This is a genomic window from Streptomyces violaceoruber, assembly GCF_033406955.1.
GTDB classification, from domain to species: domain Bacteria; phylum Actinomycetota; class Actinomycetes; order Streptomycetales; family Streptomycetaceae; genus Streptomyces; species Streptomyces violaceoruber.
On sequence record NZ_CP137734.1, the window covers coordinates 7,318,569 to 7,342,027 of the forward strand.

At 73.2% G+C, this 23,459-nt stretch carries 25 protein-coding genes; 8 read left to right on the top strand and 17 right to left on the bottom strand.

The genetic code is table 11. From position 1 onward, the window contains the following. Window positions 1–3 precede the first annotated feature (3 nt). Window positions 4–495 (top strand): DUF1360 domain-containing protein, encoded by a 492-nt coding sequence (locus R2E43_RS32855; RefSeq protein ID WP_030864822.1) that lies wholly within the window; start codon window positions 4–6, stop codon window positions 493–495. A gap of 117 nt (window positions 496–612) precedes the next feature. On the opposite strand, the gene R2E43_RS32860 is transcribed toward R2E43_RS32855, so the two are convergent. After that, window positions 613–1,011, bottom strand: coding sequence for a DUF5997 family protein (locus R2E43_RS32860; protein ID WP_003977708.1), 399 nt, complete (start codon window positions 1,009–1,011; stop codon window positions 613–615). Between the two features lie 58 nt (window positions 1,012–1,069). Between R2E43_RS32860 and R2E43_RS32865 the strand changes: the two genes are divergently transcribed. Beyond that, a complete protein-coding gene (locus R2E43_RS32865) occupies window positions 1,070–1,906 on the top strand; it encodes a LysR substrate-binding domain-containing protein (protein WP_030864819.1) in 837 nt (278 codons plus the stop codon). Window positions 1,907–2,001: 95 nt separating this feature from the next. Here R2E43_RS32865 and R2E43_RS32870 read toward each other — a convergent pair whose 3' ends face one another. From R2E43_RS32870 to R2E43_RS32880, 3 genes are all read right to left on the bottom strand, one after another. Then, the gene (locus tag R2E43_RS32870; protein ID WP_332056814.1) at window positions 2,002–2,742 is read right to left on the bottom strand and encodes a DUF4142 domain-containing protein; all 741 of its coding nucleotides are present in this window, start codon (window positions 2,740–2,742) and stop codon (window positions 2,002–2,004) included. 83 nt (window positions 2,743–2,825) lie between these two features. Beyond that, window positions 2,826–3,533, bottom strand: a complete 708-nt coding sequence (locus tag R2E43_RS32875; RefSeq protein ID WP_332057137.1) for an HAD family hydrolase — start codon at window positions 3,531–3,533, stop codon at window positions 2,826–2,828. A 29-nt stretch (window positions 3,534–3,562) separates the two neighbouring features. Continuing rightward, entirely contained in the window at window positions 3,563–4,039 is a 477-nt protein-coding gene (locus R2E43_RS32880) for an Lrp/AsnC family transcriptional regulator (RefSeq protein WP_003977712.1), read from the bottom strand. A 217-nt stretch (window positions 4,040–4,256) separates the two neighbouring features. Between R2E43_RS32880 and R2E43_RS32885 the strand changes: the two genes are divergently transcribed. Beyond that, entirely contained in the window at window positions 4,257–5,747 is a 1,491-nt protein-coding gene (locus tag R2E43_RS32885; RefSeq protein ID WP_332056815.1) for an FUSC family protein, read from the top strand. A gap of 161 nt (window positions 5,748–5,908) precedes the next feature. After that, a complete protein-coding gene (locus tag R2E43_RS32890) occupies window positions 5,909–6,946 on the top strand; it encodes a lactonase family protein (RefSeq protein WP_332056816.1) in 1,038 nt (345 codons plus the stop codon). A gap of 290 nt (window positions 6,947–7,236) precedes the next feature. Here R2E43_RS32890 and R2E43_RS32895 read toward each other — a convergent pair whose 3' ends face one another. The 5 genes from R2E43_RS32895 to R2E43_RS32915 form a co-directional block, all read right to left on the bottom strand. Continuing rightward, window positions 7,237–8,163, bottom strand: a complete 927-nt coding sequence (locus R2E43_RS32895) for a sirohydrochlorin chelatase (RefSeq protein ID WP_003977715.1) — start codon at window positions 8,161–8,163, stop codon at window positions 7,237–7,239. A gap of 138 nt (window positions 8,164–8,301) precedes the next feature. Further along, window positions 8,302–9,300, bottom strand: a complete 999-nt coding sequence (locus R2E43_RS32900) for an N-acetylglucosamine kinase (RefSeq protein ID WP_329432907.1) — start codon at window positions 9,298–9,300, stop codon at window positions 8,302–8,304. Further along, window positions 9,297–9,974, bottom strand: coding sequence for a uracil-DNA glycosylase (locus R2E43_RS32905; protein ID WP_003977718.1), 678 nt, complete (start codon window positions 9,972–9,974; stop codon window positions 9,297–9,299). Before R2E43_RS32905 ends, R2E43_RS32900 begins: the two co-directional genes overlap by 4 nt. Window positions 9,975–10,044: 70 nt before the next feature. After that, window positions 10,045–11,199 (bottom strand): WD40/YVTN/BNR-like repeat-containing protein, encoded by a 1,155-nt coding sequence (locus tag R2E43_RS32910; RefSeq protein ID WP_030864804.1) that lies wholly within the window; start codon window positions 11,197–11,199, stop codon window positions 10,045–10,047. An 81-nt stretch (window positions 11,200–11,280) separates the two neighbouring features. Beyond that, the gene (locus tag R2E43_RS32915) at window positions 11,281–12,984 is read right to left on the bottom strand and encodes a DNA alkylation response protein (RefSeq protein ID WP_136207895.1); all 1,704 of its coding nucleotides are present in this window, start codon (window positions 12,982–12,984) and stop codon (window positions 11,281–11,283) included. A 102-nt stretch (window positions 12,985–13,086) separates the two neighbouring features. Between R2E43_RS32915 and R2E43_RS32920 the strand changes: the two genes are divergently transcribed. Beyond that, window positions 13,087–13,839, top strand: coding sequence for a PaaX family transcriptional regulator C-terminal domain-containing protein (locus tag R2E43_RS32920; protein WP_189282919.1), 753 nt, complete (start codon window positions 13,087–13,089; stop codon window positions 13,837–13,839). Window positions 13,840–13,843: 4 nt separating this feature from the next. Here the strand turns inward: R2E43_RS32920 and R2E43_RS32925 are convergent, their stop codons facing one another. Both R2E43_RS32925 and R2E43_RS32930 read right to left on the bottom strand, forming a co-directional pair. After that, the gene (locus tag R2E43_RS32925; protein ID WP_011027579.1) at window positions 13,844–14,644 is read right to left on the bottom strand and encodes a pectate lyase; all 801 of its coding nucleotides are present in this window, start codon (window positions 14,642–14,644) and stop codon (window positions 13,844–13,846) included. Between the two features lie 197 nt (window positions 14,645–14,841). Next, entirely contained in the window at window positions 14,842–15,921 is a 1,080-nt protein-coding gene (locus tag R2E43_RS32930) for an NADH:flavin oxidoreductase/NADH oxidase (RefSeq protein ID WP_030864795.1), read from the bottom strand. 141 nt (window positions 15,922–16,062) lie between these two features. Between R2E43_RS32930 and R2E43_RS32935 the strand changes: the two genes are divergently transcribed. Both R2E43_RS32935 and R2E43_RS32940 read left to right on the top strand, forming a co-directional pair. Next, window positions 16,063–16,434: an ArsR/SmtB family transcription factor gene (locus R2E43_RS32935; protein WP_003977724.1), complete on the top strand. Its 372-nt coding sequence runs from the start codon at window positions 16,063–16,065 to the stop codon at window positions 16,432–16,434. 138 nt (window positions 16,435–16,572) lie between these two features. Beyond that, a complete protein-coding gene (locus tag R2E43_RS32940) occupies window positions 16,573–17,028 on the top strand; it encodes a DUF6214 family protein (RefSeq protein WP_003977725.1) in 456 nt (151 codons plus the stop codon). A gap of 42 nt (window positions 17,029–17,070) precedes the next feature. Here the strand turns inward: R2E43_RS32940 and R2E43_RS32945 are convergent, their stop codons facing one another. Continuing rightward, window positions 17,071–17,727 carry a DUF305 domain-containing protein gene (locus R2E43_RS32945; RefSeq protein WP_003977726.1) on the bottom strand — a complete coding sequence of 219 codons (657 nt, stop codon included), beginning with the start codon at window positions 17,725–17,727 and terminating at the stop codon, window positions 17,071–17,073. A 208-nt stretch (window positions 17,728–17,935) separates the two neighbouring features. Between R2E43_RS32945 and R2E43_RS32950 the strand changes: the two genes are divergently transcribed. Then, window positions 17,936–19,438 (top strand): LVIVD repeat-containing protein, encoded by a 1,503-nt coding sequence (locus R2E43_RS32950; RefSeq protein ID WP_003977727.1) that lies wholly within the window; start codon window positions 17,936–17,938, stop codon window positions 19,436–19,438. On the opposite strand, the gene R2E43_RS32955 is transcribed toward R2E43_RS32950, so the two are convergent. From R2E43_RS32955 to R2E43_RS32975, 5 genes are all read right to left on the bottom strand, one after another. Then, window positions 19,426–20,127, bottom strand: coding sequence for a TetR/AcrR family transcriptional regulator (locus R2E43_RS32955; protein WP_003977728.1), 702 nt, complete (start codon window positions 20,125–20,127; stop codon window positions 19,426–19,428). The genes R2E43_RS32950 and R2E43_RS32955 overlap by 13 nt on opposite strands. 144 nt (window positions 20,128–20,271) lie before the next feature. Continuing rightward, the gene (locus tag R2E43_RS32960; protein ID WP_003977729.1) at window positions 20,272–20,961 is read right to left on the bottom strand and encodes an HAD family hydrolase; all 690 of its coding nucleotides are present in this window, start codon (window positions 20,959–20,961) and stop codon (window positions 20,272–20,274) included. An 81-nt stretch (window positions 20,962–21,042) separates the two neighbouring features. Beyond that, window positions 21,043–21,714, bottom strand: a complete 672-nt coding sequence (locus R2E43_RS32965; protein ID WP_003977730.1) for a phosphatase PAP2 family protein — start codon at window positions 21,712–21,714, stop codon at window positions 21,043–21,045. A gap of 56 nt (window positions 21,715–21,770) precedes the next feature. Continuing rightward, entirely contained in the window at window positions 21,771–22,706 is a 936-nt protein-coding gene (locus tag R2E43_RS32970) for a M56 family metallopeptidase (protein ID WP_030864784.1), read from the bottom strand. Between the two features lie 129 nt (window positions 22,707–22,835). Beyond that, window positions 22,836–23,402 carry a DUF5134 domain-containing protein gene (locus R2E43_RS32975; protein WP_037666866.1) on the bottom strand — a complete coding sequence of 189 codons (567 nt, stop codon included), beginning with the start codon at window positions 23,400–23,402 and terminating at the stop codon, window positions 22,836–22,838. Window positions 23,403–23,459: the final 57 nt, after the last annotated feature.

The following is a 23,459-nucleotide window of genomic DNA, read 5'->3' on the forward strand; positions in this document are numbered from 1 at the left end:
CCCATGACGGACGTTGAGCAGCGCTACGCCGACGGGGAGGAGACACCCCTCCTCGGATACGCGGCGCTGGCCACGACCTTCGCGGCCGGTGCCGGCGCGTTCACGGTGACGGCATGGCGCCGTGGGGTCCGACTGCCCGACTCCGTCCCCGCCTGGGACGTGGTCCTGCTGGGAACGGCGACGTTCAAGGCCTCCCGGCTGCTGACCAAGGACAAGGTCACCAGCTTCCTGCGGGCCCCCTTCACCCGCCGCCAACGGGAGGGCAACGCCAACGAGGTGATGGACGCCGGGCGCGGGACCGGTCTGCGCCGTGCCGTCGGTGACCTGATCTCCTGCCCGTTCTGCACCTCCGCCTGGGTGGCCGGCGGGCTCGTGGGCACCTACGCCGTCGCGCCCAGGGCGGGGCGGCTGGTGTGCGCGGGCCTGAGCGCGGTCGTGGTGTCGGACTGGATGCAGTACGCGTGGAGCCTGACGGCGCAGAAGGCCGAGGCATGAGCCGAGAACGTGCCGACGAATGAGCCGAGGGATGTGCCGGGGAACGATCCGAGCAAGCAACGGAACGATCCGAGCAAGGAACGGATCGGGGCCCGGGGGCCAGGGCCGGGCGGCCGGTCAGTCGCGCTCGGCGCGCTCCGCCCGCTCGGCGTGCAGCTTCTTCACCCGGGCCGCCTCCTTGCGCACGTCGGCCTGGACCGCCTGCTCCCGCTCCAGCCACTCCGGGCGCTCCTGCTTCAGCGCGTCGATCTGCTCCGTGGTGAGCGGCTCGGTGACCCCGCCCCGGTGCAGGCCCGCGATGGAGACGCCCAGCTTCGCCGCCACCACCGGCCGCGGGTGCGGACCGTCGCGCCGCAGCTCGCGCAGCCACGCGGGCGGATCGGCCTGGAGTGCGTTCAGCTCGGCACGCGTGACGACGCCCTCCTGGAACTCGGCGGGTGTGGCCTCGAGGTACACACCCAGCTTCTTCGCCGCGGTCGCGGGCTTCATGGTCTGGGTGTTCTGGTGCGACGTCATGGGCCCAAGGGTATCGATCGTGTGAGTGGCTCCCGACCACGCCCGGTAACCTGGCCGGGTGACAGGCTCGGAAGCTCCCCCTTCGTTCCGGCTCGCGTACGTCCCGGGGGTGACGCCCGACAAATGGGTGCGCATCTGGAACGAGCGGCTGCCGGACGTCCCCCTCGTCCTGACCCAGGTCCCCGCCGCCGAAGCGGCAGGCGTGCTGCTGGGCGGCGACGCCGACGCCGGGCTCGTACGCCTGCCCGTCGACCGTACGGCGCTCAGTGCCATCCCCCTCTACACCGAGACCACGGTCGTGCTGGTCCCCAAGGACCATCTCGTCACCGCGGCCGACGAGGTGAGCGTCGGGGACATCGCCGAAGAGATCGTGCTGCATCCCCTGGACGACGTCCTCGACTGGGAGCGGCTGCCCGGCAGGCCCGCGCTCGAGCGCCCGGCCACCACCGCGGACGCCGTCGAACTGGTGGCGGCCGGGATCGGGGTGCTGCTCGTGCCGCTGTCGCTGGCCCGCCTGCACCACCGCAAGGACCTCACGTACCGCACGGTCACGGACGCCCCGGAGTCGAGCGTGGCCCTGTCCTGGCCCGAGGACGCGCACACGGACCGCGTCGAGGACTTCATCGGCATCGTCCGGGGCCGGACCGTCAACAGCACCCGGGGCCGGCAGCCGGAACCGGCGCGCTCCAAGGGCGGACGCGCCGAAGGCGCCCCCTCCACGCGTGGCAAACCGGCGGCCGGGAAGGCGGGCGGCAGGACGGGCGGAGCCGCGGGCGGCAAGACCGGCGGGAAGCAGACCGGGAGCGCCCGGCGCGGCACCGGCGGCAGCCACCGGGGCGCGAGCGGCGGCAAGGGCAAGGGCGGCGGACGCGGCGGCAGGCCGCGTCAGCGCTGACCGCGAAGGCGGACAGGCCACCGCCGGTCCTCGGCAGACCGGCCACCGCCGGTCCTCGGCAGACCGGCCACCGCCGACCCGTCGCCCCCGGCGCGTCAGCGGACCGTCGGACTGGGCGTCGGTGCGGAGGTGTTGACCTCGAGCCCGGGCGGCGCGGTGAGCGAGAGCACCGGCTCGCCGGGCTGCGGGGCCGGCGGCGTGAGCTGCGCCTTGGGCAGGTTCGGTGGCGCGGTCTGCTGGAAGTTGACCTGGTCGAAGTTGACCAGCCCGGTCTTCTCCAGCACGGTGATGTGGTCGAGGACGGTGTCGTTGGCCTGGTCGGCGAGCTGCCGCACCAGGGAGTTCTTGGTGTTGGCCCGGATGTTGGCGATGGCCGGGAAGATCTGGCCGTGCGTGATCCGCATGATGTTGACCGCGGTGGTGTCGAACTGCTTGCCCGTCGTCCCGTTCACGGTCGAGACGAACTGCTGCTGCTGCGGTGAGGCCAGGTTGGGCAGGGTGATGCCCAGCTCCGGTGCGATCCTGCGGCAGGTGGCGTCCAGCCGGGAGTGGCCGACGACCAGGTGCTCACCGGCCTCCCTCATCTCCGGTGTCGTCCCCCGCTCGATGGCCATCAGCCCGAGCGGGTGCTCCCACAGCCCCGCGGCACGCACCTTCACCACGAAGTCCCGGTCCTGCTCGGTGAGCGGCCCGTACCGCGTGTTGGTGACGACCCGGGCCTGGTCACTGCCCGCGTTCTGTACCCCGAGCATGGCCGGGTAGACGAGGGCGGTGAGGGTGAGGACCAGGGCACCGGCCACGAAGGCGGTCCCTGCCGTGGTGCGCGTGATGCGCATCGTGCCTCCTGGGGCGAAGACAGGCTCGGACACCAGGAGATACGGATACGAGAAGCGATCTGATCACCGTTTCGAGCACTTGCTCATATTGTTTCCCTCGTAGCGTTTCCGTCGGTCCGCAGCCAGTCGTGTGCCGCCCGCGCGGTGAACTCCTCCTGGCCACCGCGCACCAGCAGTTCCGCCGTGGCGAACTCCGGTGCGTCGGCCTGCCCCGATACGTGCGGGATCGCGATGCAGCGCATTCCGGCCGCGTGCGCGGCGGCCGCACCGGGAGCGGCATCCTCCAGCACCACGCAGCGGGCCGGTTCCGTGCCCAGCCGGCGGGCGGCCTCCAGGAAGACGTCGGGGGCGGGCTTGCCCCGCGCCACCTCGTCGGCCGAGACGACCGTGCGCAGGTGTGCGTCCAGGCCGGTGCGCGCCAGGATCGCCGCGGTGGCCTCGGGCGAGGAACCCGATGCCACCGCCATCGGTACGCCCTCGCCCGCCAGCAGTTCGACGAACTTCCGCATCTCGGGATACGCGCGGGCGGAGGTGCGGGCGAGCCCGAGATAGTGCCGGTTCTTCACGGCGAGCAGTTCCTCGACCGTGGCCCGCAGCCCGTACCGCCGCTTCCAGTCGGCGACCGTCTCCTGGGTGCTGATGCCCACGTACGCCTCGTGATCGGCCCAGCTGAAGTCCGGGACGCCGTACTCGGCGAGGGTGCGCCGGCCCGCTTCGTAGTAGTGCGGCTCGCTGTCCACGAGCGTTCCGTCGAGATCGAAGATGACCGAGATGCCGCCCAGGGGGCCCATGGTGCTCATGGCGTCCAGGATGCCAAGGATCACCTGCGGGCAGAGCGCCCGATCGACTCCACCAGGGGCAGCAACCGGTGCGGCACGCGCTCGCGCAACGCGACCTCGCTGCGGGTGCGGACCACGCCGGGCAGGCTGATCAGCTTCTGCACCACGTCTTCCAGGTGCGCGTTGTCGCGGGCCACGACGCGGGTCAGCAGGTCCCCACCACCCGTGATGGAGAAGGCCTCGACGATCTCCGGCACCGCCGCCAGCGCCTCGCCCACCTCGTCCAGATGGCCCTGGGTGACCTCGATGTGCACGAACGCGAGCACCGGGTGGCCCAGGGCGGCGGGAGAGAGGGACGGAGCGGTACCGGTGATCACGCCGTCCCGCTCCAGGCGGTCGAGGCGGGCCTGGAGCGTGCCGCGGGCGATCCCGAGCAGGCGGGCGTACTCGCGCACACTGGTGCGCGGCTGCTCCAGCAGCAGCCGCAGGATGCGGGTGTCGAGTTCGTCGACGGCCATCGCGGGTCCGGCCCCCTCCAGTCGGCCATTGGCTCTCCGGTGGCCGCAGGCATGCCGTGATCACAGTACCAATGGCCCACTCCGGCGGCCGCCTGTTGAGCCACTGGCGGCCGGGATGCTCCTATAGACCTGTCGATGGCGCTGCGGACCCCGCGGCGCCTTTTGCATGTGGTGACTTCCGGGCCGATGGGCTGAACGAGCGAGGGGGCGGTAATCAGTGCTGAAGAAGGTGTTCGTGAGCCCGGATCCGGGACGGTCCCGGCTGCGGTTCGCCGCCCGGGCCGTCCTCGGCATCGGGCTGGCCGTCGTCGTGTGCGGGCTGGCCGGTACCTCCCTGGTCGGCGCGATCATCGGGGGCCTCGCCGCCCTGCTCGCGCTCTTCACCGTCACCGACGCTACCGTGCGCGGCCAGGCCGTCACCACCGCGCTGCTGCCGGTCGCCGGGCTGCCCGTGCTCACCGCCGCCGCCGCGCTGCACGACCTCCCGGTGGCCCGGGACCTCACCTTCCTCGCCGTCGTCGGCGCCGGGGTGTACGCGCGTCGCTGGGGCCCGCGCGGGCACAGCCTCGGCGTCTTCGCCTTCATGACCTTCTTCATCGCCCAGTTCCTGCACGCCACCACGGACCGGCTGCCCGAGATGTTCGCCGCCGTCCTGCTGTCCGTCGCCACCGCCGCGACGGTGCGGTTCGGGCTGTGGTGCTACGAACGCCGCCGGCCCACGCCTGCCGCCCCCGCGCCGCCCGCCGGCACCGGACTGGCCCGCATCACCACCCGGCAGGCCGTGCAGGCGACCGCGGGCGCCGGTTTCGCCCTGGTCGTGGGCCAGCTGGTGTCCGGCGACCGCTGGTACTGGGCCGTCGGCGCGACCTGGTGGGTGTTCGTCAACACCACCTCGCGCGGCGAGACGCTGGTGCGCGGCTTCCGCCGGGTCCTCGGCACGGTCGTCGGCATCGGCCTGGGCTTCCTGATCGCCGTGCCGGTGGCCGGAGCGCCGGCGCCCACCGCCGTACTCGCCGCCGCCTGCGTCTTCGGCATCTTCTACACCGCCGCGGTCTCCTACACCTGGATGATGCTCTGCGTGACCCTGCTCGCCGAGCTGCTCTACGGCCTCCTGGGCGTCCTCGGCCCCGGCCTGCTCGCGCTGCGGATCGCCGAGACCGGCGTGGGTGCGCTCGGCGCCGCGCTCGCCGTGCTCTTCGTCCTGCCCGTCACCACGCACGCCGTCACCGACGTCTGGATCCAGCGCGCCCTGCGCTGCGTGCACGCCTGTACCGCGGAGGCCGCCGCCCGGCTCGCCGGAACCGAGGGCGCCGATCCGGCGCCGCGCGTGGCGGAACTGGAGCAGCTGCTGGGCCGGGTACGGCTGTCGGTCGCCCCGCTCGTGCACCCGCTGAGCCCGATGCACGGCCGCAGGCGGCGGGCCCGCCGGGTCCTGGACCTGCTCGACGACTGCGCCCGGGAGATCCGCGGCCTGGTCGCCGTGGCCGCCGACCCCGAAGCCTCGCACGACGCACGGCTGGCCGCCGCCTGCTGGCGTGTCGAGGCCGCGGTCGAGGCACTCACCGGCGGAGGCGCAGTCCCCGCCCGGGCCGGCGAGCCGCGGGCCGCCGAGCCCGCGCTGGCGCACCTCCACGACCTGGAACAGGCCCTCGCCGAACTCGCCGCGCCCCTGCGCACCCCCTCCGGCTCGCGCCTGGCCGGCGCCTGACCCGGCCCGCCCGCCGCCCCCGCGACACCCGTTTGGTCTAGACCGCGCGTGATCGACTGCTACCGTCGCTCCCGGGCGGACGATCAGGCCGGGCGACCGGGACGGCACTCGACGCGACGCAGGACGAAGCGGGCAGACGAAGCGGGACGAGAGGGGCAGCGGTGACGGACGGCGGCAGGCGGCAGCGGCGGGCATACATCGGGTCGTTCACGGCGGCCGGCGGCCCCGGGATCCTGACGGCGACCGTCGCCCCCGACAGCGGCGCGCTCACGGTCGTGAGCGGTACGGACGGTCTGGCCGACCCCTCCTACCTGGCCCTGGCACCCGACGGGGACACGCTCTACGCCGTCAGCGAGACGGCCGAGGGCGCGGTGGCCGCCTACCGGGTGAGCGGGGACAGGCCCGAGCCCGCCGGACGGCCGGTGCCCGTCGAGGGCGACGGACCGACCCACCTCAGCCTGTACGCCGGGCACGTGCTGACCGCCAACTACGGCTCCGGCACCGTCACCGCCGTACCGGTCCGCGCCGACGGCACCCTCGCCCGCTCCGCGTCCGGCGTGCTGCGGCACACCGGCTCCGGCCCGCACGCCCAGCGTCAGCAGGGACCGCACGCCCACCAGGTGCGGCCCGACCCCAGCGGGCGCTGGGCCGTCAGTGTGGACCTCGGCACCGACTCCGTGCGGATCTGCACCCTGACCGACGGCGCCCCCGCCGTGCACCGGGAGGTCGCGCTGCGGCCGGGGTCGGGACCGCGGCACCTGGCTTTCCATCCGGACGGTTCCCAGGCCTACGTCGTCAACGAACTGGCGCCCACCGTCACCGTCTGCCACTGGGACGCCGACGACGGCGTGCTCAAGCCCCTCACCGAGGTGCCGCTGCTGCCGGGGGCCCCGGCGGGCGACGCCTACCCGTCCGGCATCGCCGTGTCGCCCGACGGCCGCTTCGTGTGGACCGCGACCCGCGGTGAGGACGTCCTGTCCGTGTTCGTCGTGGAACCGGACGGCCTGCGGCTGTCCGCCACCGTGCCCTGCGGCGGGTACTGGCCCCGCGACATCGCCGTGTCCGGCGGCTTCCTGTACGCGGCCAACGAGCGCTCGGGAGACGTGACCTGGTTCGCCCTGGACCCGGCCACCGGCATCCCCCGCCGCACGGGCTCCCTGGCGGTCCCAGCAGCCTCCTGCGTGATCTTCGCCCCGTAGCCGCGGGCGGCCGGTTGCCCTCAGCTGCGGGCAGTCGTGCCTTCCCGGCCTGTGGGCAGTCGTGCCTCCCCCAGTGTCCGAACGGCCTGGGAGGTACCCCCAGGCGGCACGGGTGGGCGCAGGCGGCCACCCCGCCAGCGCCGGGCAGCGCGACCCACCCCCGGCCCCGCACGGACGCCGGGCACGATCTTGACAGGCGCCGCCGGAACCCGGGCCGTACGGAAGGGGCCCGCTCCGGCAGAGGAGCGGGCCCCTTCACGCAGGCCTGGAAAAGCAAGCGCACGCGCCCGTCACCGAACCGGCGCCCCCTGCGCCTGCTGCGGCGAGATACCGAGCGCCGTCGTGTACTTGGCCAGCGCCAGCTTGCCGATCGCCGGGTACGGGCCGAGCGGCTCGGCGGTGGAACAGCCCGCCTCCTTGGCCGCCTCCTCCAGCACGGACGCCTCGATCTCCGGACCGATCAGATACGGCGCGAGCGCCAGCTGCTGGGAGCCCGAGGAGCGCAGCTGCTCGGCGACGGACGCGATCGAGCCCTCCTCGTCCAGCGCCGCCGCGATCACCGGCACGGCCAGGCGTGCGGCGAGCAGCATGCCGGTGATCCCGGCCGCCTGCACGGCCTCGTCACCGCCGACGGAGGCGAGGATGATGCCGTCCGCGGCGGTCGCCACGGTGAACAGCCGGGCGCGGTCGGCCCGGGCGAGACCGGCCTCGGAGAGCCGCACGTGCAGCGCCTCGGCCAGCAGCGGGTGCGGCCCGAGAACGTCGGTCAGCTCGGCCGCGATCTTGCTGTCCATCACGGCCTGCCGGATCCGGCGCAGCAGCGCGTTGTCCGGCCCGGCGAGCAGCGGCACGACGACCGCGACGGGGCCCTCCGGCTCCTTCACGTCCAGTCCGGCGGCGCGCGCCTGCTCGAAGCGGGCGGCGCGCTCCTCGGCGGCCCGGACGAGCACGGTGGTCAGGGAGGGGAACTCGGCGTCGTCGTCCCCGTCGAGGTGGCCGATCCGGGCGTCGAGCCCGGGCAGCTCGGAACGGGCGATGCTGATGACCTCGTCGGCGAGGCCCCGGGTGGCGCTGCTGGGCGTCCCCGGCACCGCGAGGACGAGCGCCGGCGCGCCCTCGGGAGCCACCAGGGGTTCGGGACGGCGGTGCCGTCCGGGCTGGCGGGGGCGCGGCATTCGTACTGGCAGGCCGGACGCGGGCCCAGTGGGGGAGCTCATGGCGCCGCATGTTACTGGTTTCCGGGGTTTCCCTGTTCGGGGAGGGTGCAGGTGAGCGGTATCCGTCCGGTTTTGTCTGATGAGTGATGTACGGATCGGCCGACATCGGCATGATTCACCTCGTCGGCGGACCGGTTCTCAGCCGTTCGGCGCGGTTGTCACCCACAGCATCCTGTCGTCACCCGGAAGCGTGAACGAACCGGTCGCCAGGTCCGTCGCCAGCCGGACCGAGCCGTCCAGCGGGTCGCCCTCGGCTGCCGTCCACCGGGCCTGCGGCAGGCGCTTCGCCAGCTCGTCCTCCAGCGGTACGAGGAGCGGGTCGCCCAGTCGCGTCAGCCCGCCGGTGACGGCGACGAGGGGTTCACCGGCGGCCGGACAGACCGCGGCGGCCGAGTCGGCCAGGTGCCGGGCGGCAGCCCCGAGGATCTCCGCCGCGACGGGGTCGGTGGCCGCGCACGCTGCCACCTCCGGTGCGAAGGAGGCCAGGACCGCCGGACGGTCGGGCCGCGGATACACCTGTGCGGGCAGTCCCGCCGCCGGGCCGAAACGCTCCTCGGCGCGGGCCAGCAGCGGAGCGGAGCCGTCCTCCCGCCCGTCGTGGGCGCGCAGCGCCGCCTCGAGACCGGCCCGCCCGATCCAGGCACCGCCGCCGCAGTCGCCCAGCAGATGCCCCCAGCCGTCCGCCCGGCGCCAGCGGGTCAGGTCGGTGCCGACCGCGATCAGGCCGGTGCCGGCGGCCACCACCGCTCCGGCCCGTGGCCCGAGGGCGCCCACGTACGCGGTGACGGCGTCGGCGACCAGGGCGACCGTCCGCACGCCCAGCTCCCGGGCCAGCGCGCCCGGCAGTTCGGCGCGCAGCGCGTCGCCCAGCGTGGCCAGCCCGGCGGCCCCGACGACGACGGTGTCGATCCGGGTGACGCCGCTTTCGGCGGTCAACGCCCTGGCCATCGGCAGCAGTTGCCCCAGGAGATGCCCGGGGTCGATCCCGTGCGCACCGGTGCGCACGGGATCCCGCGAGACCCGCCGACCGAGCGGGCCGTGTCCGCAGTCGCCCCCGTGTCCGCCGTCGCCGACGGCGCCGACGACGGCGCGCAGCCCCGAGCCGCCGGAGTCCACGGCCAGGAAGCCGGTGCTCACGGCAGGCGCCAGTCCACCGGCTGACCTCCCAGGCGCATCAGCAGGTCGTTGGCCCGGCTGAACGGACGGGAGCCGAAGAAGCCCCGGTCCGCCGACATGGGGGAGGGATGCGCGGACTCCAGGGCCGGCAGATCGCCGAGCAGCGGTCGCAGATTGCGGGCGTCACGGCCCCAGAGAATGGACACCATCGGCTTGCCGCGTGCCGCCAGCGCGCGTATCGCCTGCTCGGTGACCTCCTCCCAGCCCTTGCCGCGGTGGGCCGCGGGCTTGCGCGGGGCCGTGGTGAGCGCCCTGTTGAGCAGCAGCACGCCCTGCTGCGTCCAGGGCGTCAGATCCCCGTTGGCGGGCTGCGGGAGATTCAGGTCGGTGTTCAGCTCCCGGAAGATGTTGACGAGGCTGCCGGGCAGCGGGCGTACCTCGGGCGCGACGGAGAACGACAGTCCGACGGCGTGCCCCGGCGTGGGGTAGGGATCCTGTCCGACGATCAGGACCCGGACGTCGTCGAAGGGCTGTTGGAAGGCCCGCAGGACGTTCGCCCCCGCCGGGAGGTAGGTGCGTCCGGCGGCGATCTCCGCGCGCAGGAACTCGCCCATCGAGGTGATCTGTCCGGCGACGGGTTCAAGGGCCTTCGCCCAGCCCGCTTCGACGATTTCATTCAAGGGTCGTGGTGCCACGGGCGTCACCCTACTGCCGTACGGGTGACGCCGATCAACCGGTGGCCAAGGCCCGTCCCCCCGGTCCGGTTCACCCGACGACCGCTGCCCGCACGCACAGCACGTCCGGCAGGTGGGAGGCCAACTGCCGCCAGCTGTCGCCGTCGTCGGCCGACGCGAACACCTCGCCGTTGCGGTTGCCGAAGTACACGCCCGCCTGCTCCGCGTCGTCCGTGGACAGCGCGTCGCGCAGCACCGTGCCGTAGTGGTCCTCCTGGGGCAGGCCCGCCGAGAGCGGCTCCCAGCTCTTGCCCGCGTCCGCCGTGCGGAAGACCCGGCACCGGTGGTCCGCGGGCACCCGGTCGGCGTCGGCGTTGATCGGGAAGACGTACGCCGTGTCGCCGCGGTGCGGATGGGCGGCCACCGCGAAACCGAACGTGGAGGGCAGGCCCTCGCCGATGTCCGTCCAGTGCGCTCCGGCGTCGTCGCTGCGGTACACCCCCCAGTGGTTCTGGAGGTACAGGCGGTCGGGGGTGGCCGCGTCGCGCGCGACCTTGTGCACGCACTGGCCGAACTCCGGGTCGGGGTCGGGCAGGAAGACGGCGGAGACGCCGGAGTTGGACGGCGCCCAGCTCGCGCCGCCGTCGGCGGTGCGGAAGACGCCCGCGGTCGAGACGGCGACCGTCACGGACCCGGGGTCGCGCGCGTCGGTGAGGACGGTGTGCAGCCCCTCGCCGCCACCGCCCGGCACCCACTTCGACCGGGTGGGGTGCTCCCACAGCGGGCGGACCAGCTCGAAGCTCTCACCGCGGTCCTCCGAGCGGTACAGCGCCGCCGGTTCGGTGCCCGCGTACACCACGTCCGGCTCGGCGGCCGCGGGGTGCAGCTGCCACACCCGCTCCAGGGAGGCGCCGGTGTCCTTGGGGAACCTGACGGCGGGCGCGGCCGGTTCGGTCCAGGTACGGCCGAGGTCGTCGGAGTGGAAGACCGACGGCCCCCAGTGCGCGCTGTCGCCGCCGGCCAGCAGCCGCGGGGTGTCGCCGCGGGTGTCGAGGGCGACCGAGTAGACCGCCTGTGCGTTGAAGTAGGGACTCTCGTCGAACTCCCAGGTGCCACCCCGCCGGCGCCCGATGAACAGGCCCTTGCGGGTGCCCACGGCGAGCAGTACTTCGGTCATGCCGATCACCTCCGTGGCGTCCTCGTCGACGCCTTCGTCTCGGACACGGGCCAGTCTGCACCCAGGCACTGACAGTCACCCCCGGAAGGAGTGCCGGCGCAGGTCAGGACGGTGGTGTCGGGTCCGGAGAGGCGTCCTGGCGCCGCCCGCTCAGCCCTCGCCCGGAAGGGCCCGCGTCAGGATCCCGTCGAGGTCGGCCGTGTCCGGCAGCGTGCCGAAGGCGTGCCCCCAGTCGCCGCCGAGCCGGGTGGCGCAGAAGGCGTCGGCGACGGCGGGCGGGGCGTGCCGGACCAGGAGGGAGGCCTGGAGGGTGAGGGCCATCAGCTCCACCAGGCGGCGGGCACCGGACTCGGACGCCTCGGTGAGCCCCGTACGAAGCCGGTCCGCCGCCGCGTCCAGCCGGGCGTCCGCCCCGCGCGCCAGGGTGAGTTCACCGAAGAGCGCGTGCGCGGCGGCGGGGGAGCGGCCCAGCGCCCGCAGCACGTCGAGGGCGTTGACGTTCCCCGAGCCCTCCCAGATCGACAGCAGCGGCGCCTCCCGGTAGTGGCGGGGCATGCCCGACTCCTCCACGTAGCCGTTGCCGCCCAGGCACTCCAGGGCCTCCGCGGTGAACGCCGGCCCCCGCTTGGTCACCCAGTACTTCCCGACGGCGGTGGCGATCCGCCGGAACGCCGCCTCCCCCTCGTCGCCGCGCACGGCGCGGTCGGCCGCGCCGGCCAGCCGCAGGGTGAGGGCGGTCGCGGCCTCGGACTCCAGCGCGAGGTCGGCCAGGACGTTGCGCATCAGCGGCTGGTCCACCAGCCGGGCGCCGAACGCGGTGCGGTGCCGTACGTGGTGACCGGCCTCGACCAGGGTCTTGCGCATCAGCGTCGCCGAGGCCATCACACAGTCCAGCCGGGTGCAGTTGACCATCTCGATGATCGTCTTGACCCCCTGTCCCTCGGGCCCGACCAGCCAGGCCACCGTCCCGTCGAACTCGGGCTCCGAGGAGGCGTTGGAGCGGTTGCCGAGCTTGTCCTTGAGGCGCTGGACGCGGAAGGTGTTGCGGGTGCCGTCGGGCAGCACGCGGGGCACCAGGAAGCAGGAGAGCCCGCCGGCCGCCTGCGCCAGCACGAGGAACACGTCGCACATCGGCGCCGACGTGAACCACTTGTGCCCGCGGAGCGTGTAGACGCCGGGCTCGGCGGTCGCGGTGGCCGTCGTGGCGTTGGTCCGGACGTCCGAGCCGCCCTGCTTCTCGGTCATCCCCATGCCGGCCAGCAGACCGCGCTTGTCCGTGGGCGTCCGCAGCCCCGGCTCGTACTCCCGGGAGGTCAGCAGCGGCTCGTAGACCTCCGCCAGTTCCGGCTGGGCGCGCAGGGCCGGGACGGCCGCGTACGTCATCGAGGTCGGGCATCCGTGCCCCGCCTCGGTGTGCCCCCAGACCAGTCCGCCGGCGGTCCGCGCGACGTGGGCGCCCGGACGCCCGTCGGCCCACGGCGCGCCGGCCAGGCCCTCGCCGACGGCCACCCGCATCAGGTGGTGCCAGCTCGGGTGGTACTCGACCTCGTCGACCCGGTTGCCGTACCGGTCGTGGGTGCGCAGCACGGGCTCGTGGCGGTTCGCGAGGTCGCCCCAGTCCTGCGCCTGCGCGCTGCCCGCCCGGCGGCCCAGCCGGCGCAAGCCGTCCTCGGCCCAGCCGGCGCCCTCCCGGCGCAGGCCCTCCAGCAGGACCGTGTCGTCGGACGCGTCGTAGGGGGCCAGGGGAGGGGGCTGGTTGGTGACGTCGTGCGTCGCGTACCCCTCCGGGCGGCCCCAGGGCTCCTCGGACGGCTCGTAGGACTCGTACGGCGGCTCCTGCGCGAGTGTCGTCATGCCTTGAGTGTTGCATTGCTTCTGCGACCGCAGCAATAGTGCAACACGGTGGGCGCACGTACAGTACGTGCTCATGTGGACGAACGACGCGGTGCCGCGCGGATGACCGGTTCCGGGGACCCCGGCGGGCTCACGCTGCGTCCGCTGTCCGCGCGGTCGGTGGTCCTGAGCCTGCTGCTCGGCACCCACCCGCCGGAGCTGCCGGCGCGGGACCTGGTGCGGCTCGTGGCGGGGTTCGACGTCGGCGCCTCCACCGCGCGCGCGGCGCTCAGTCGGATGGCCGCCGCCGGGGACCTGCGCCGCACGGACACCGGCTACCGGCTCAGCGAGCGGCTGCTGGAACGCCAGCGGCGCCAGGACGAGGCGCTGCGCCCGCACACGCGCGCGTGGGACGGCGACTGGGAGACGCTCGTGATCACCGCGACGGGGCGCGACCCGGCCGCCCGTGCCGAGTTGCGGACCCGGCTGGCCGCCCTGCGCCTGGCCGAACTCCGCGAGGGTGTCTGGCTGCGCCCCGCCAACCTCGACCGCCCGCTGCCCACGGATCTCGGCCGGGTGGCCGAACGGCTTGTTTCACGTCCGGGGTCGCCGGCCGTCGAGCTGGCGGCGCGTCTGTGGCCGCTGGTCGACTGGGCGGACACCGCGAGGGCGCTGCTCGTCCACGTCGACCGGGCGCGGCGTCCGGCCGGCCTCCTCACGGCCTTCGCGGCCGTCGTGCGGCACCTGCTCGCCGACCCGGTGCTGCCCCCGGAACTGCTCCCGCCCGACTGGCCGGGGACGGCCCTGCGGGACGCCTACGCGCGCTATCAGCGGGAGCAGTCCGGGCAGGTCCGGGCGCACGGCCCCCGGACCTGACGCGTCACTTGTAGGTGATGTCGGACGAGGAGTACTTGCAGTACGTGCCGTCGGCGCCGGAGCCGTTCGAGTCCGGCTCGTCGCCGTCGTCGTTGCCGATGTACTTCTGGCACGGGACGATCTTCTTGCTGCTGTCCCCGACGATCGTGATGTTGCGCAGGGTCGCGCTGTCGCCGTAGTTGGTGTTGATGCCGGCGATCCGGCCACCCTTCCAGTTGACCTCGATGCCGTTGAGGTTGATGGTGCGCCTGTACTGCGTCGAGCAGTTGCCGCAGGACCGGACGAAGGTGCCGAAGTTCTTGACGGCGAAGCCGGAGATGTTCAGCGTTCCGGCGCCGTTGAACTGGAACACCTTGTCGTCGGCCTCCTTGGCGCCGCCGCCGGAGACGGTGTAGACGTTCGACGACGACGAGCCCCGGAAGGTCGCCGCGTCCTCGCCGACGTCCTCCCACCAGACGTTCTGGAGCGTGCAACTGCCCTTGCAGTGCACGCCGTCCGCGGCCGGGGCGCCGATGATCACGTTCTTCAGGACGGCGCCGGGGGCCAGTTCCAGGATCGGGCCCTGGTCCTCGTCCTGGCCGCCGGAGCCCAGGTCGCCGGTGCCGTACAGGCGCTTCATCCCGTAGTCCTTGGTGCCGGAGACCGACAGGGTGGAGGAGACGCCTTCGCTGCCGTTGGGTGTCGGCCAGGTGGCGGCCTGCGCCGAGGAGGCTCCGGACGTCATGAGCATGCCAACCGAGAGGCCGAGTGCGCCCAGCGCGCCGGTCACCGCGCGCCGCGCGCGCGGTCGTGTCACAGCGGTCATGTTCTGATCCCTTCCATAGGGAGTGGGGGTGGAACGGAACATGTACGTGAACGTCGTGCGTCACCATGACCGAGAATGTGAGCGCGCGACCCCGCTTGTGGGGAAAGGTGGAGCCGCGGCGTTCACGACGGACATGCTGATGAACGGACCGTAGAGGGTAAGCGCTTTCTAGTCAACGGCTCGGGCGACGGTCCGCCTCACATGCCCCAGCCGTACTGGTCCGGCATCCGGGCGTCCACGCCCAGCTCCCGCGCCGCGTGCTGGGCCCAGGACGGATTGCGCAGCAGCTCGCGGCCCAGCAGCACCGCGTCGGCCTCGCCGTTGGCCAGGATCTTCTCGGCCTGCCCGGGCTCGGTGATCAGCCCTACGGCGGCGACCGGCAGCGTGGATCCGGCCTTCACGCGCGCGGCGAACGGGACCTGGTAGCCGGGCCCGGTCGGGATCCGGACGCGCGGGACGTTGCCGCCGGTGGACACGTCGAGCAGGTCGATGCCGTGGGCCTCGAGGTCGCGGGCGAAGCGGACGGTGTCGTCCGGCGTCCAGCCGCCCTCCTCCAGCCAGTCGGTCGCCGAGACGCGGAAGAACAGCGGCTTGTCGTCGGGCCAGACCTCCCGTACCGCGTCCACGACCTCCAGGGCGAACCTGGTGCGGTTCGCGTACGAGCCGCCGTAGGCGTCGGTGCGCTGGTTGGAGTGCGGCGACAGGAACTCGTGGATCAGGTAGCCGTGGGCGCCGTGGATCTCGGCGATCTCGAAACCGGCGGCCAGGGCCCGGCGTGCGGCGTCCGCGAACCGGCCGACGACTTCCTGGATCTGCGGGACCGTCAGCTCGGTCGGCACCGGATGCCGCTCGTCGAACGCGAGTGCGCTCGGGGCCAGCGGCTGCCAGCCGTACGCGTCCGCCCCCACCGGCGCCCCGCCCCTCCAGGGCTGCGCGGTGGAGGCCTTCCGGCCCGCGTGAGCCAGCTGGACCGCCGGAACCGTGCCCTGCGAGCGCAGGAAGCCCGTGATCCGGCGGAACGCCTCGACCTGCGTGTCGTTCCACAGCCCGAGGTCCTGCGGGGAGATGCGGCCCTCGGGCGACACGCCCGTGGCCTCCACGACGATCAGGCCGGTGCCTCCCACCGCGCGGGCGCCGTAGTGCGCGAAGTGCCAGTCGCCGGGCACACCCGCCGACGGGCCTTCCGGTGCCGCGGAGTACTGGCACATCGGCGGCATCCAGATCCGGTTCGGGATCGTGGTGTCACGGAGTCGGAAGGGCTCGAAGAGGGCGCTCATGGCGGGCTGCTCCTGGGTCGCGGCGGATCGGGGCGACTCGTACGGTAACTCTCGTAGTACGTCGAGTGTCAAACTACGGCGTCCTTCGTACAATGGGAACCCCTCCTGACCGGTGGGACCCCCCGGAGAACTGGAGCCGCCGTGACCCCCGCCGCCACTGCCGCCGGCACCCGTGAGCTGCCGCATCCGACGCGTGCGGAGATCCGGCTGGAGGGGGTGCTGCACGCCCTCTCCGACCCGGTGCGGCTGCGGATCGTGCGGGACCTCGCCGCCGACAGCGGCGCACTCTTCTCCTGCTCGCACTTCGACCTGCCGGTCACCAAGTCCACCACCACGTACCACTTCCGGGTGCTGCGCGAGAGCGGGGTGATCCGGCAGACCTACCGGGGCACGGCCAAGATGAACGGACTGCGCAGGGACGATCTGGACATCGTGTTCCCGGGGCTGCTCGACGCCCTGCTGGACGCGGCCGCCCGCCAGGCCGCCGCGTCCCGGCGCGACCCGCTGCGCTGACAGGGTGCCGCAGCCGATGAACGAAGCGTGTTCCGTTCGTATGGAATGTGATCATTCGGTTACGTTGCGTATGTGCTCGAAGCATCCTTCGTTGATCGTTCTCTTCAGCTTTCCGACCGCTGTCCGGACGACGGTGAGATGTCCGTGCGGCACGCCTGGGTGGTGAGCGAGGGCTCCACCACGACCTCGTGGTTCGACGTCCGGCTGGCCTTCGCCGACGGCGCCCGGGTGGACGCGCTCGCCGTGCTGTCCGGTGCGCACGTGCGGGTCGAGGACGTACGGGCCCGGCCGCCGCTGTCCCTCGACGACCTGGCGGTACTGGCCGAGTGGCTGGAGGATCCGCTCTTCGAGGCCTGCGTCGCGGCCCCCGCGCGTGGCACGCCGGCCGAGCCGCGGCGGGCCCGGGCCCCGTGGCCGCGCGGGCGGGAGGGGCGCAGGCTCGTCGCGCAGGAGTACCGGTCGGCCCGGGAAGAGGGCGGCGATCCGGTCCTCGCGGTGATGCGCGCGACCGGGCACAGCAGACGCAGGTCGCTCAGGCTGATCGGCCAGGCGCGCGACGAGGGGTTCCTGGCGCCCCGTCGCGCGCGCCGCTGAGGCACCTGCGCGGGCGCGCCCCGGCACCGGACCGCCGCATCGTCACAGCATCGCGCGCATGCGTGAGATCTCGCTCGTCTGCTGGGCGACCACGTCGTCCGCCATCTCCTCGATCAGCACGTTGTTGCCCCCGGACTTCACGTCCGTGGCCATGCTGATCGCCCCCTCGTGGTGAGTGATCATCAGGGTGAGGAAGAGCCGGTCGAAGGCCTTGCCCTCGGCCGCGCGCAGCTGCTTCAGCTGTGCCTCGGTCGCCATGCCCGGCATCGCGGCATGGTCGTGACCGCCGCCCGTCACCTTCTCGCCGTGCGTCCCGAGCCAGCCCTCCATCGCCTTGATCTCCGGCCCCTGCGCGGCCGAGATCCGTTCTGCCAGCTTCTTGACCTGGCCGGACTCGGCCTGCTTCGGAGCCAGTTCGGTCATCTTCAGCGCCTGGGCGTGGTGCTGGATCATCATCCGCGCATACGAGACGTCCGCGGAGTTGGGGGAGTCGTCGTCGGCGCGCCGCTTCTCGGCGTCCTCGGCGGACAGGGTCCGGTTGCCCTCGCCCGGCTTGCCCGGTGCGATCACCGAGGGGCCGGCGGCGGCCGCCGAGCCGGTGTCCGGTCCCGAGTCGCAGGCTCCCAGCCCGAGTACGGCCAGTGCGGTCAGCGAGGCCGTGACGAGTGACGCGCGGGACATCGCGGGGCGAAAGGACACAACGACCTCCTGTGGCTGCGGGTGCCCCTCTGGGTGGAGCGAGGCGGAGCACCTTGTGGGTGCGGTGACCGTCCTAGCACGCTTCCGCGCGCCACTGATCAAAAAACTTCATTGCGAGTTTGTTGCCCCCTGTTGGTATGTGCATGGCGAAGACGATACTGCGGGGTGCGTGAACCGTTCCGACGGGAACGGACGTTGGGAGGAAACAGTGACCCTGTTGAACAACCCGCGAACGCGGCGCAGACGCCTGGGAGTCGCGGCTGCCGCCGCCGGACTCCTGTCCGCGCTGCTCACCGCCGGCCCGGCCGTGGCGACCCCCGACCCCGGGGACAGCCCGGCCACCTCGAAGGAGGTGTCCAAGAGCGCGCGCGCCGAGGTGCGCGACGCCATCGAGAGCGGTGACATACCCGGCCAGGACGAGATCGTCCACTCGGACAACATCGAGCACCTGACCAACATCCCCAAGGACGCACTGCCCGGCACCAACTCGGACCTGGCCTTCCAGGGCCGGTACGCCTTCGCCGGGAACTACGACGGCTTCCGCATCTTCGACATCAAGAACCCGAAGAAGCCGAGGACCGTCGCCCAGGTACTGTGTCCCGGCTCGCAGAACGACATCTCGGTCTCCGGAGACCTGCTCTTCCTGTCGACCGACTCCTCGCGCAGCGACAGCAGTTGCAACAGCACCACGCAGCCCGCGACCGAGAAGTCCTCCTGGGAGGGCATGAAGGTCTTCGACATCAGCGACAAGCGGAACCCGAAGTACGTCGCCGCCGTCGAGACCGCCTGCGGCTCGCACACCCACACGCTGGTGCCCGAGCGCAGGAACGTCTACATCTACGTCTCCTCGTACTCGCCGAACGCCGCCTACCCCGACTGCAAGCCGCCGCACGACGGGATCTCCGTGATCAAGGTGCCGCGCAAGGCGCCCGAGCGGGCGGCCCTCGTGGGCTTCCCGGTGCTGTTCCCCGGTGAGGGCCCCGACGGCGGCGGCAACCCGGGCGGGCCCACCAACCCTGGCGTCTCCAAGACCACCGGCTGCCACGACATCACCGTCCTGCCCTCCGAGGACCTCGCCGCCGGCGCCTGCATGGGCGACGGCATCCTGTTCTCCATCAAGGACCCCGAGCGCCCGAAGGTCATCGACCGCGTCCAGGACAACGTGAACTTCGCGTTCTGGCACTCGGCGACCTTCAACCAGCGCGCGAACAAGGTCGTGTTCACCGACGAGCTGGGCGGCGGCGGCGCCGCCACCTGCAACGCGGAGATCGGCCCGAACCGCGGCGCCGACGGCATCTACGACATCGTCGGCCGGGGCGACCACCGCAAGCTGGTCTTCCGCAGTTACTTCAAGATTCCGCGCCACCAGGCGGACACCGAGAACTGCGTGGCCCACAACGGCTCGCTGATCCCGGTCAAGGGCAAGGACATCATGGTCCAGGCCTGGTACCAGGGCGGCATCTCCGTCTGGGAGTTCACCGACTCCTCGCGGCCCAAGGAGATCGCCTACTTCGAGCGGGGACCGCTGACCACCGACACGATGACCACCGGCGGTTCCTGGTCGGCGTACTACTACAACGGCTACATCTACTCGAACGACATCGCCAAGGGCTTCGACGTCCTCAAGCTCAGCGACCGGCGCACCGACCCGGCCAAGCGGGTCCACCTGCGGGAGCTCAACACGCAGACGCAGCCGGACTACTTCGACTGAGGACTCCGGTCCGTCCGGTCCTGCCGGTCGGGCACACCGGTCGCGAAGAACCGCGACAGGTCCGGGTCGCACGTCGTCCCGCCGGGCGTTTCGGCGTCCGGCGGGACGCCCAGCTTCCAGTCCAGCCGGTAGCGCTCGAACAACTCGGCGCGCAGCTCCGGCACCGGCATCGGCACCCCCGGCACGAGAGCGGCGAAGACGGCTCCCATCAGCTGTGCGCGCAGCATCGGGTAGTCGCGGTCGACGTCCCGCGAGCCGTGCCGGGCCACCGTGTCCCGCAGCAGCTCCGCCAGCCTCCGCTGCTCCGGGCACGGCACGAAGCCCACCTCCGCCTGGAGCAGGCCCGCCATGTGCTGGCGCATGAGCACCGGCCGGTCCCGGGCGAGCCCCAGGATCGCGTCGACGGCCCGCGCCAGCCGCTCACGCCCGTCGGCGGTGCGCGGCTCGCGCTCCAGGGCCTCCTCCAGGGTGCGGTGCATCAACCGGTGCACGGCGGACTGCACCAGCTGGCGCTTTCCGGGGAAGTAGTACGAGACCAGTCCCCGCGCGGAGCCCGCCCGGTCCGCGATGTCGCCCAGCGTGGTCGCCTCGTACCCGCGCTCGCCCACCAGCTCCACGGCGGCCTGCAGAAGACGCTCCTTCGAGCGCCGCCGCAATTCTTCATTGACCGAGGCGCTGCGCGGGGACATGCTGTACTCCTGCGTTGACTGGCTGCCAGCCAACTATACTCGGCGCAGACGGAGGGGCCCCAGCGGCCGCTCCGGCTACCGTCTGCCTCGGGCGACACGGGGGATCGTCCGAGGCGGGCGGAACCACCCGGTGGTTGCCTCGGGCTACGTGGCAAGCTCCAGCACCGGCCGCAGTCCCGCCGGGCGCTCGGCCACCGGCAAGTGGTCGACGAAGTGCACCCCGCACCCGAGTGCCGCCGCGCCACCGTCCGCGCGCCGGTCGTCGCCGACCATCAGCGTCCGCTCCGGCTCCACGCCCAGCGCCGCGCAGGCGACGCCGAACAGCCGGGCGTCGGGCTTGCGGATGCCGTGCTCGTACGACAGGACGTACGTGTCCACGTACCGGTCGAGGCCGTGGGCGCGGAAGACCGGTCGCAGGTCCCAGCCGATGTTGCTGACCACCCCCACGGCGATTCCGCGCCCGCGCAACGCGCTCAGCACCTCGGCGGCGTCGGGGTAGGGACTCCACGCGTCCGGCGACATGTGCCGCTCGTACAGCACGTCGTGCAGGCCCGGGTCAGGCAGCGGCACCTGTCGGGAGAGCCCGGTGTACGCGGCCCGGTGCAGCGCGGAGCTGTCGTCGCGGATCTCCCACACCTCGGCGAGTTCCTCCGGAACCCGTAGCGGCGGTGCGCCGCCGGGCAGCGCTCCCGCCCGCTCGAGAGCCTCGGCCTTCTCGGCCAACTCCGGCGCGGCGAGCTCCAGTCCGGCATCGTCGAGCGCCGCGCGCAGCCAGGCTTCGGTGGATTCGATCCGGAACAGGGTCCCGGAGAAGTCGAACAGAACGGCGGTCATGGCCGGATCCTAGGGGGCGAAGGATGCGACCGGGGGTGCCGTGGTGCGGGCGGAACCCGGTCCGGCGGGCCGGCGCGCCGCTCACGGATGGCCGCGCCGGTGCACCACCACCGCGAGCGCCACGACCAGACCGCCCAGGAGCCAGCCGCCGAGCACGTCCGTGGCCCAGTGGACGCCGAGCCACACCCGGGTCACGCCGACCCCGGCCACGGAGACCACGGCGACGGCCATACCGGTGCGGCGCGGGCCGCGCCCGGTGTCGTAGTGGTGGAGCAGCCACACCAGCAGGCCGCACACGAACGTCGCGGTCATGGCGTGCCCGGAGGGGAAGGCCGCGTAGTGCGCGGAGTCCACGGGGTCCGGCCAGACCGGGCGGGGGCGGTCCACCGCCGCCTTGAGGGCCTGTTGCAGCAGGCTGCCCAGCAGACACGTGGCTCCCAGCCACACCGCCGTCCAGCGGTCCGCCCGGCGCCACCACAGCCACAGCACCACCACCGCGCACAACAGGCGCATGGTCCAGGTGTCCCACACCCAGTCGGTGAGGATCCGCATGGCGTGGGTGAGGCCGCCTTCCTCGACGGCCCAGCGGTGGGTCGTGCCGGCGATGTCCTCGTCCAGCCGCAGCAGCGGACGCCATTCGACGGCCACCAGGGTGAGCAGGAGCGCGGAGCACACGGTCAGTACCCAGGTGACACGGAGGGCGGTGCGTGGCTGCGGCGGGGCGGGCGGGGAGTCGACCGGCGGCGTCTGCATGCTGCGATCCTCGCCGAACTGAGGGCTCCGGGGCCAATGCCGTGGTGGGACACCCCCTAGCCCAACGCCCGCAGCCCCGGCGCGAACGCCAGCAGGACCGGGACCGCCGGTACCAGCGCGGCCGCCGCGGTCAGCCGCAGCCTGCGGGCCGCCGTCAGCCGGTTCGGCGGGGTGAGCAGGCGGTGCACCCGCTGCGGGACGTCGGCCCGGGCGGTCGGGCACGGACCGAAGACGCCGCGGTCCTCGTTGAGTTCGACCAGTGCCAGGGCGGTCGTCAGGCGGCCGAAACGGTGGGAGGCCACGTCGTCGGCGGCGAGTTCGACCAGGCGGTGCATCTCGTCGCGGAACCCGGCGAAGACCGGAACCTGCGGGAACCCGTCCGCCAGCGCGGCGGAGCAGTGCAGCAGCCAGTCGTGCCGAGCCTGCGCGTGTCCTTTCTCGTGGGCGAGCACCGCGTCCAGTTGCCGACCCTCGAGGCGGCGCAGGGCCGCGGTGGTGACCACCAGCTGCGGGGGAGCGCCGGGCAGCCACCAGGCGTCGGGCCGCTCGCCCTCCAGTACGACGAGCCGCCCCGGGCCGGGCTCCTCGCCGGGCAGCAGCGGAGCGCGGTGCCGCAGCTCCGCGCGGCGCAGCCGACGCCGGGCGCGGGCCCGTGCCACCTCCCGGGCCAGCATCAGCGCGCTCCACAGTCCGCCGCAGGCCAGCGTGACGGCCGTCGTGTCCGCCCAGAGCCCGGACGTGCCCAGGGCGTAGGCCTCGACCACCGGGCCGGGGGCGGTCGCGAAGACGGGCCCGCCCACCGCGTGCCAGGCCGCCGCCGCGCTCAGCGTCATCGACAGCGCGCAGCACACGATCACCGCCGCCACCGCGCACTGCCAGACCCACAGGGCGACCACCGGTTCGCGATCCGGCCAGTCGGCCCGGGCGAGCAGCCTGGGGGCGAGCACGGCGGTCAGCGCACCGAGCAGCAGCAGTGCCGCGGGGAGAATCATGGGGGCAGCCTATGAGCGCCGCGCCGTCGGCAGTACGGGCCGACGCGCAAAGTGACGCAGGCAACGATTGCGCGCGGTGAACGCCGGGCACCCCCCAGCCTGGCCGCCCGCCCCCCCGGCTCGCCGGTGTCACAGGGGGAGCAGCATGGCCAGCATCCCGATCGCCATGGTGAGCCGGCAGGCCCGCGCCAGCTCCGGCCGGTCGCCCCACCCGGCCGCCGCACGGCCGTCGGCCCCCGCACCGCCCCCCGCCACCGCCACGACGGGTATGAGGCGGACGCCGGTCAGCAGCACGTATCCCGTGAAGTAGAGCAGCAGCGCCCCGGTCAGCACCGGTGTGCCCGACGCGCCGTGCGCGTGCCCGTGGGCGGGGGCGGCGGCCATCACCATCGCCATGTAGACCATCGCCGCGGCTCCCACCGCGTGGTGCAGGTGGTGGCGCGCCGACCGGGCCGCCCACAACGCCCGCAGTCCCGCGGCGCCGAACACCACCGCGTAGGCGGGCCAGACCCAGCCAGGCGGGGAGAAGACCACCGCGGGCACGGCCATGGCGGCCATGCCGAACCCCATGAGAGCCTCGCCGCCCGCGGCCCCGCGCTGCTCCTCGACGCCGCTGCGCATCCGCAGCAGGCAGTAGGCGCCGGTCGCCGCGCACAGCGCGACCAGCAGCCATCCGGGTGACGCCGGTCCGTGCACACGCACCTCCCCGTTCGGCGGTCCACGGTCTGTCAAGAACTGCCCGGGCCGTGCGGC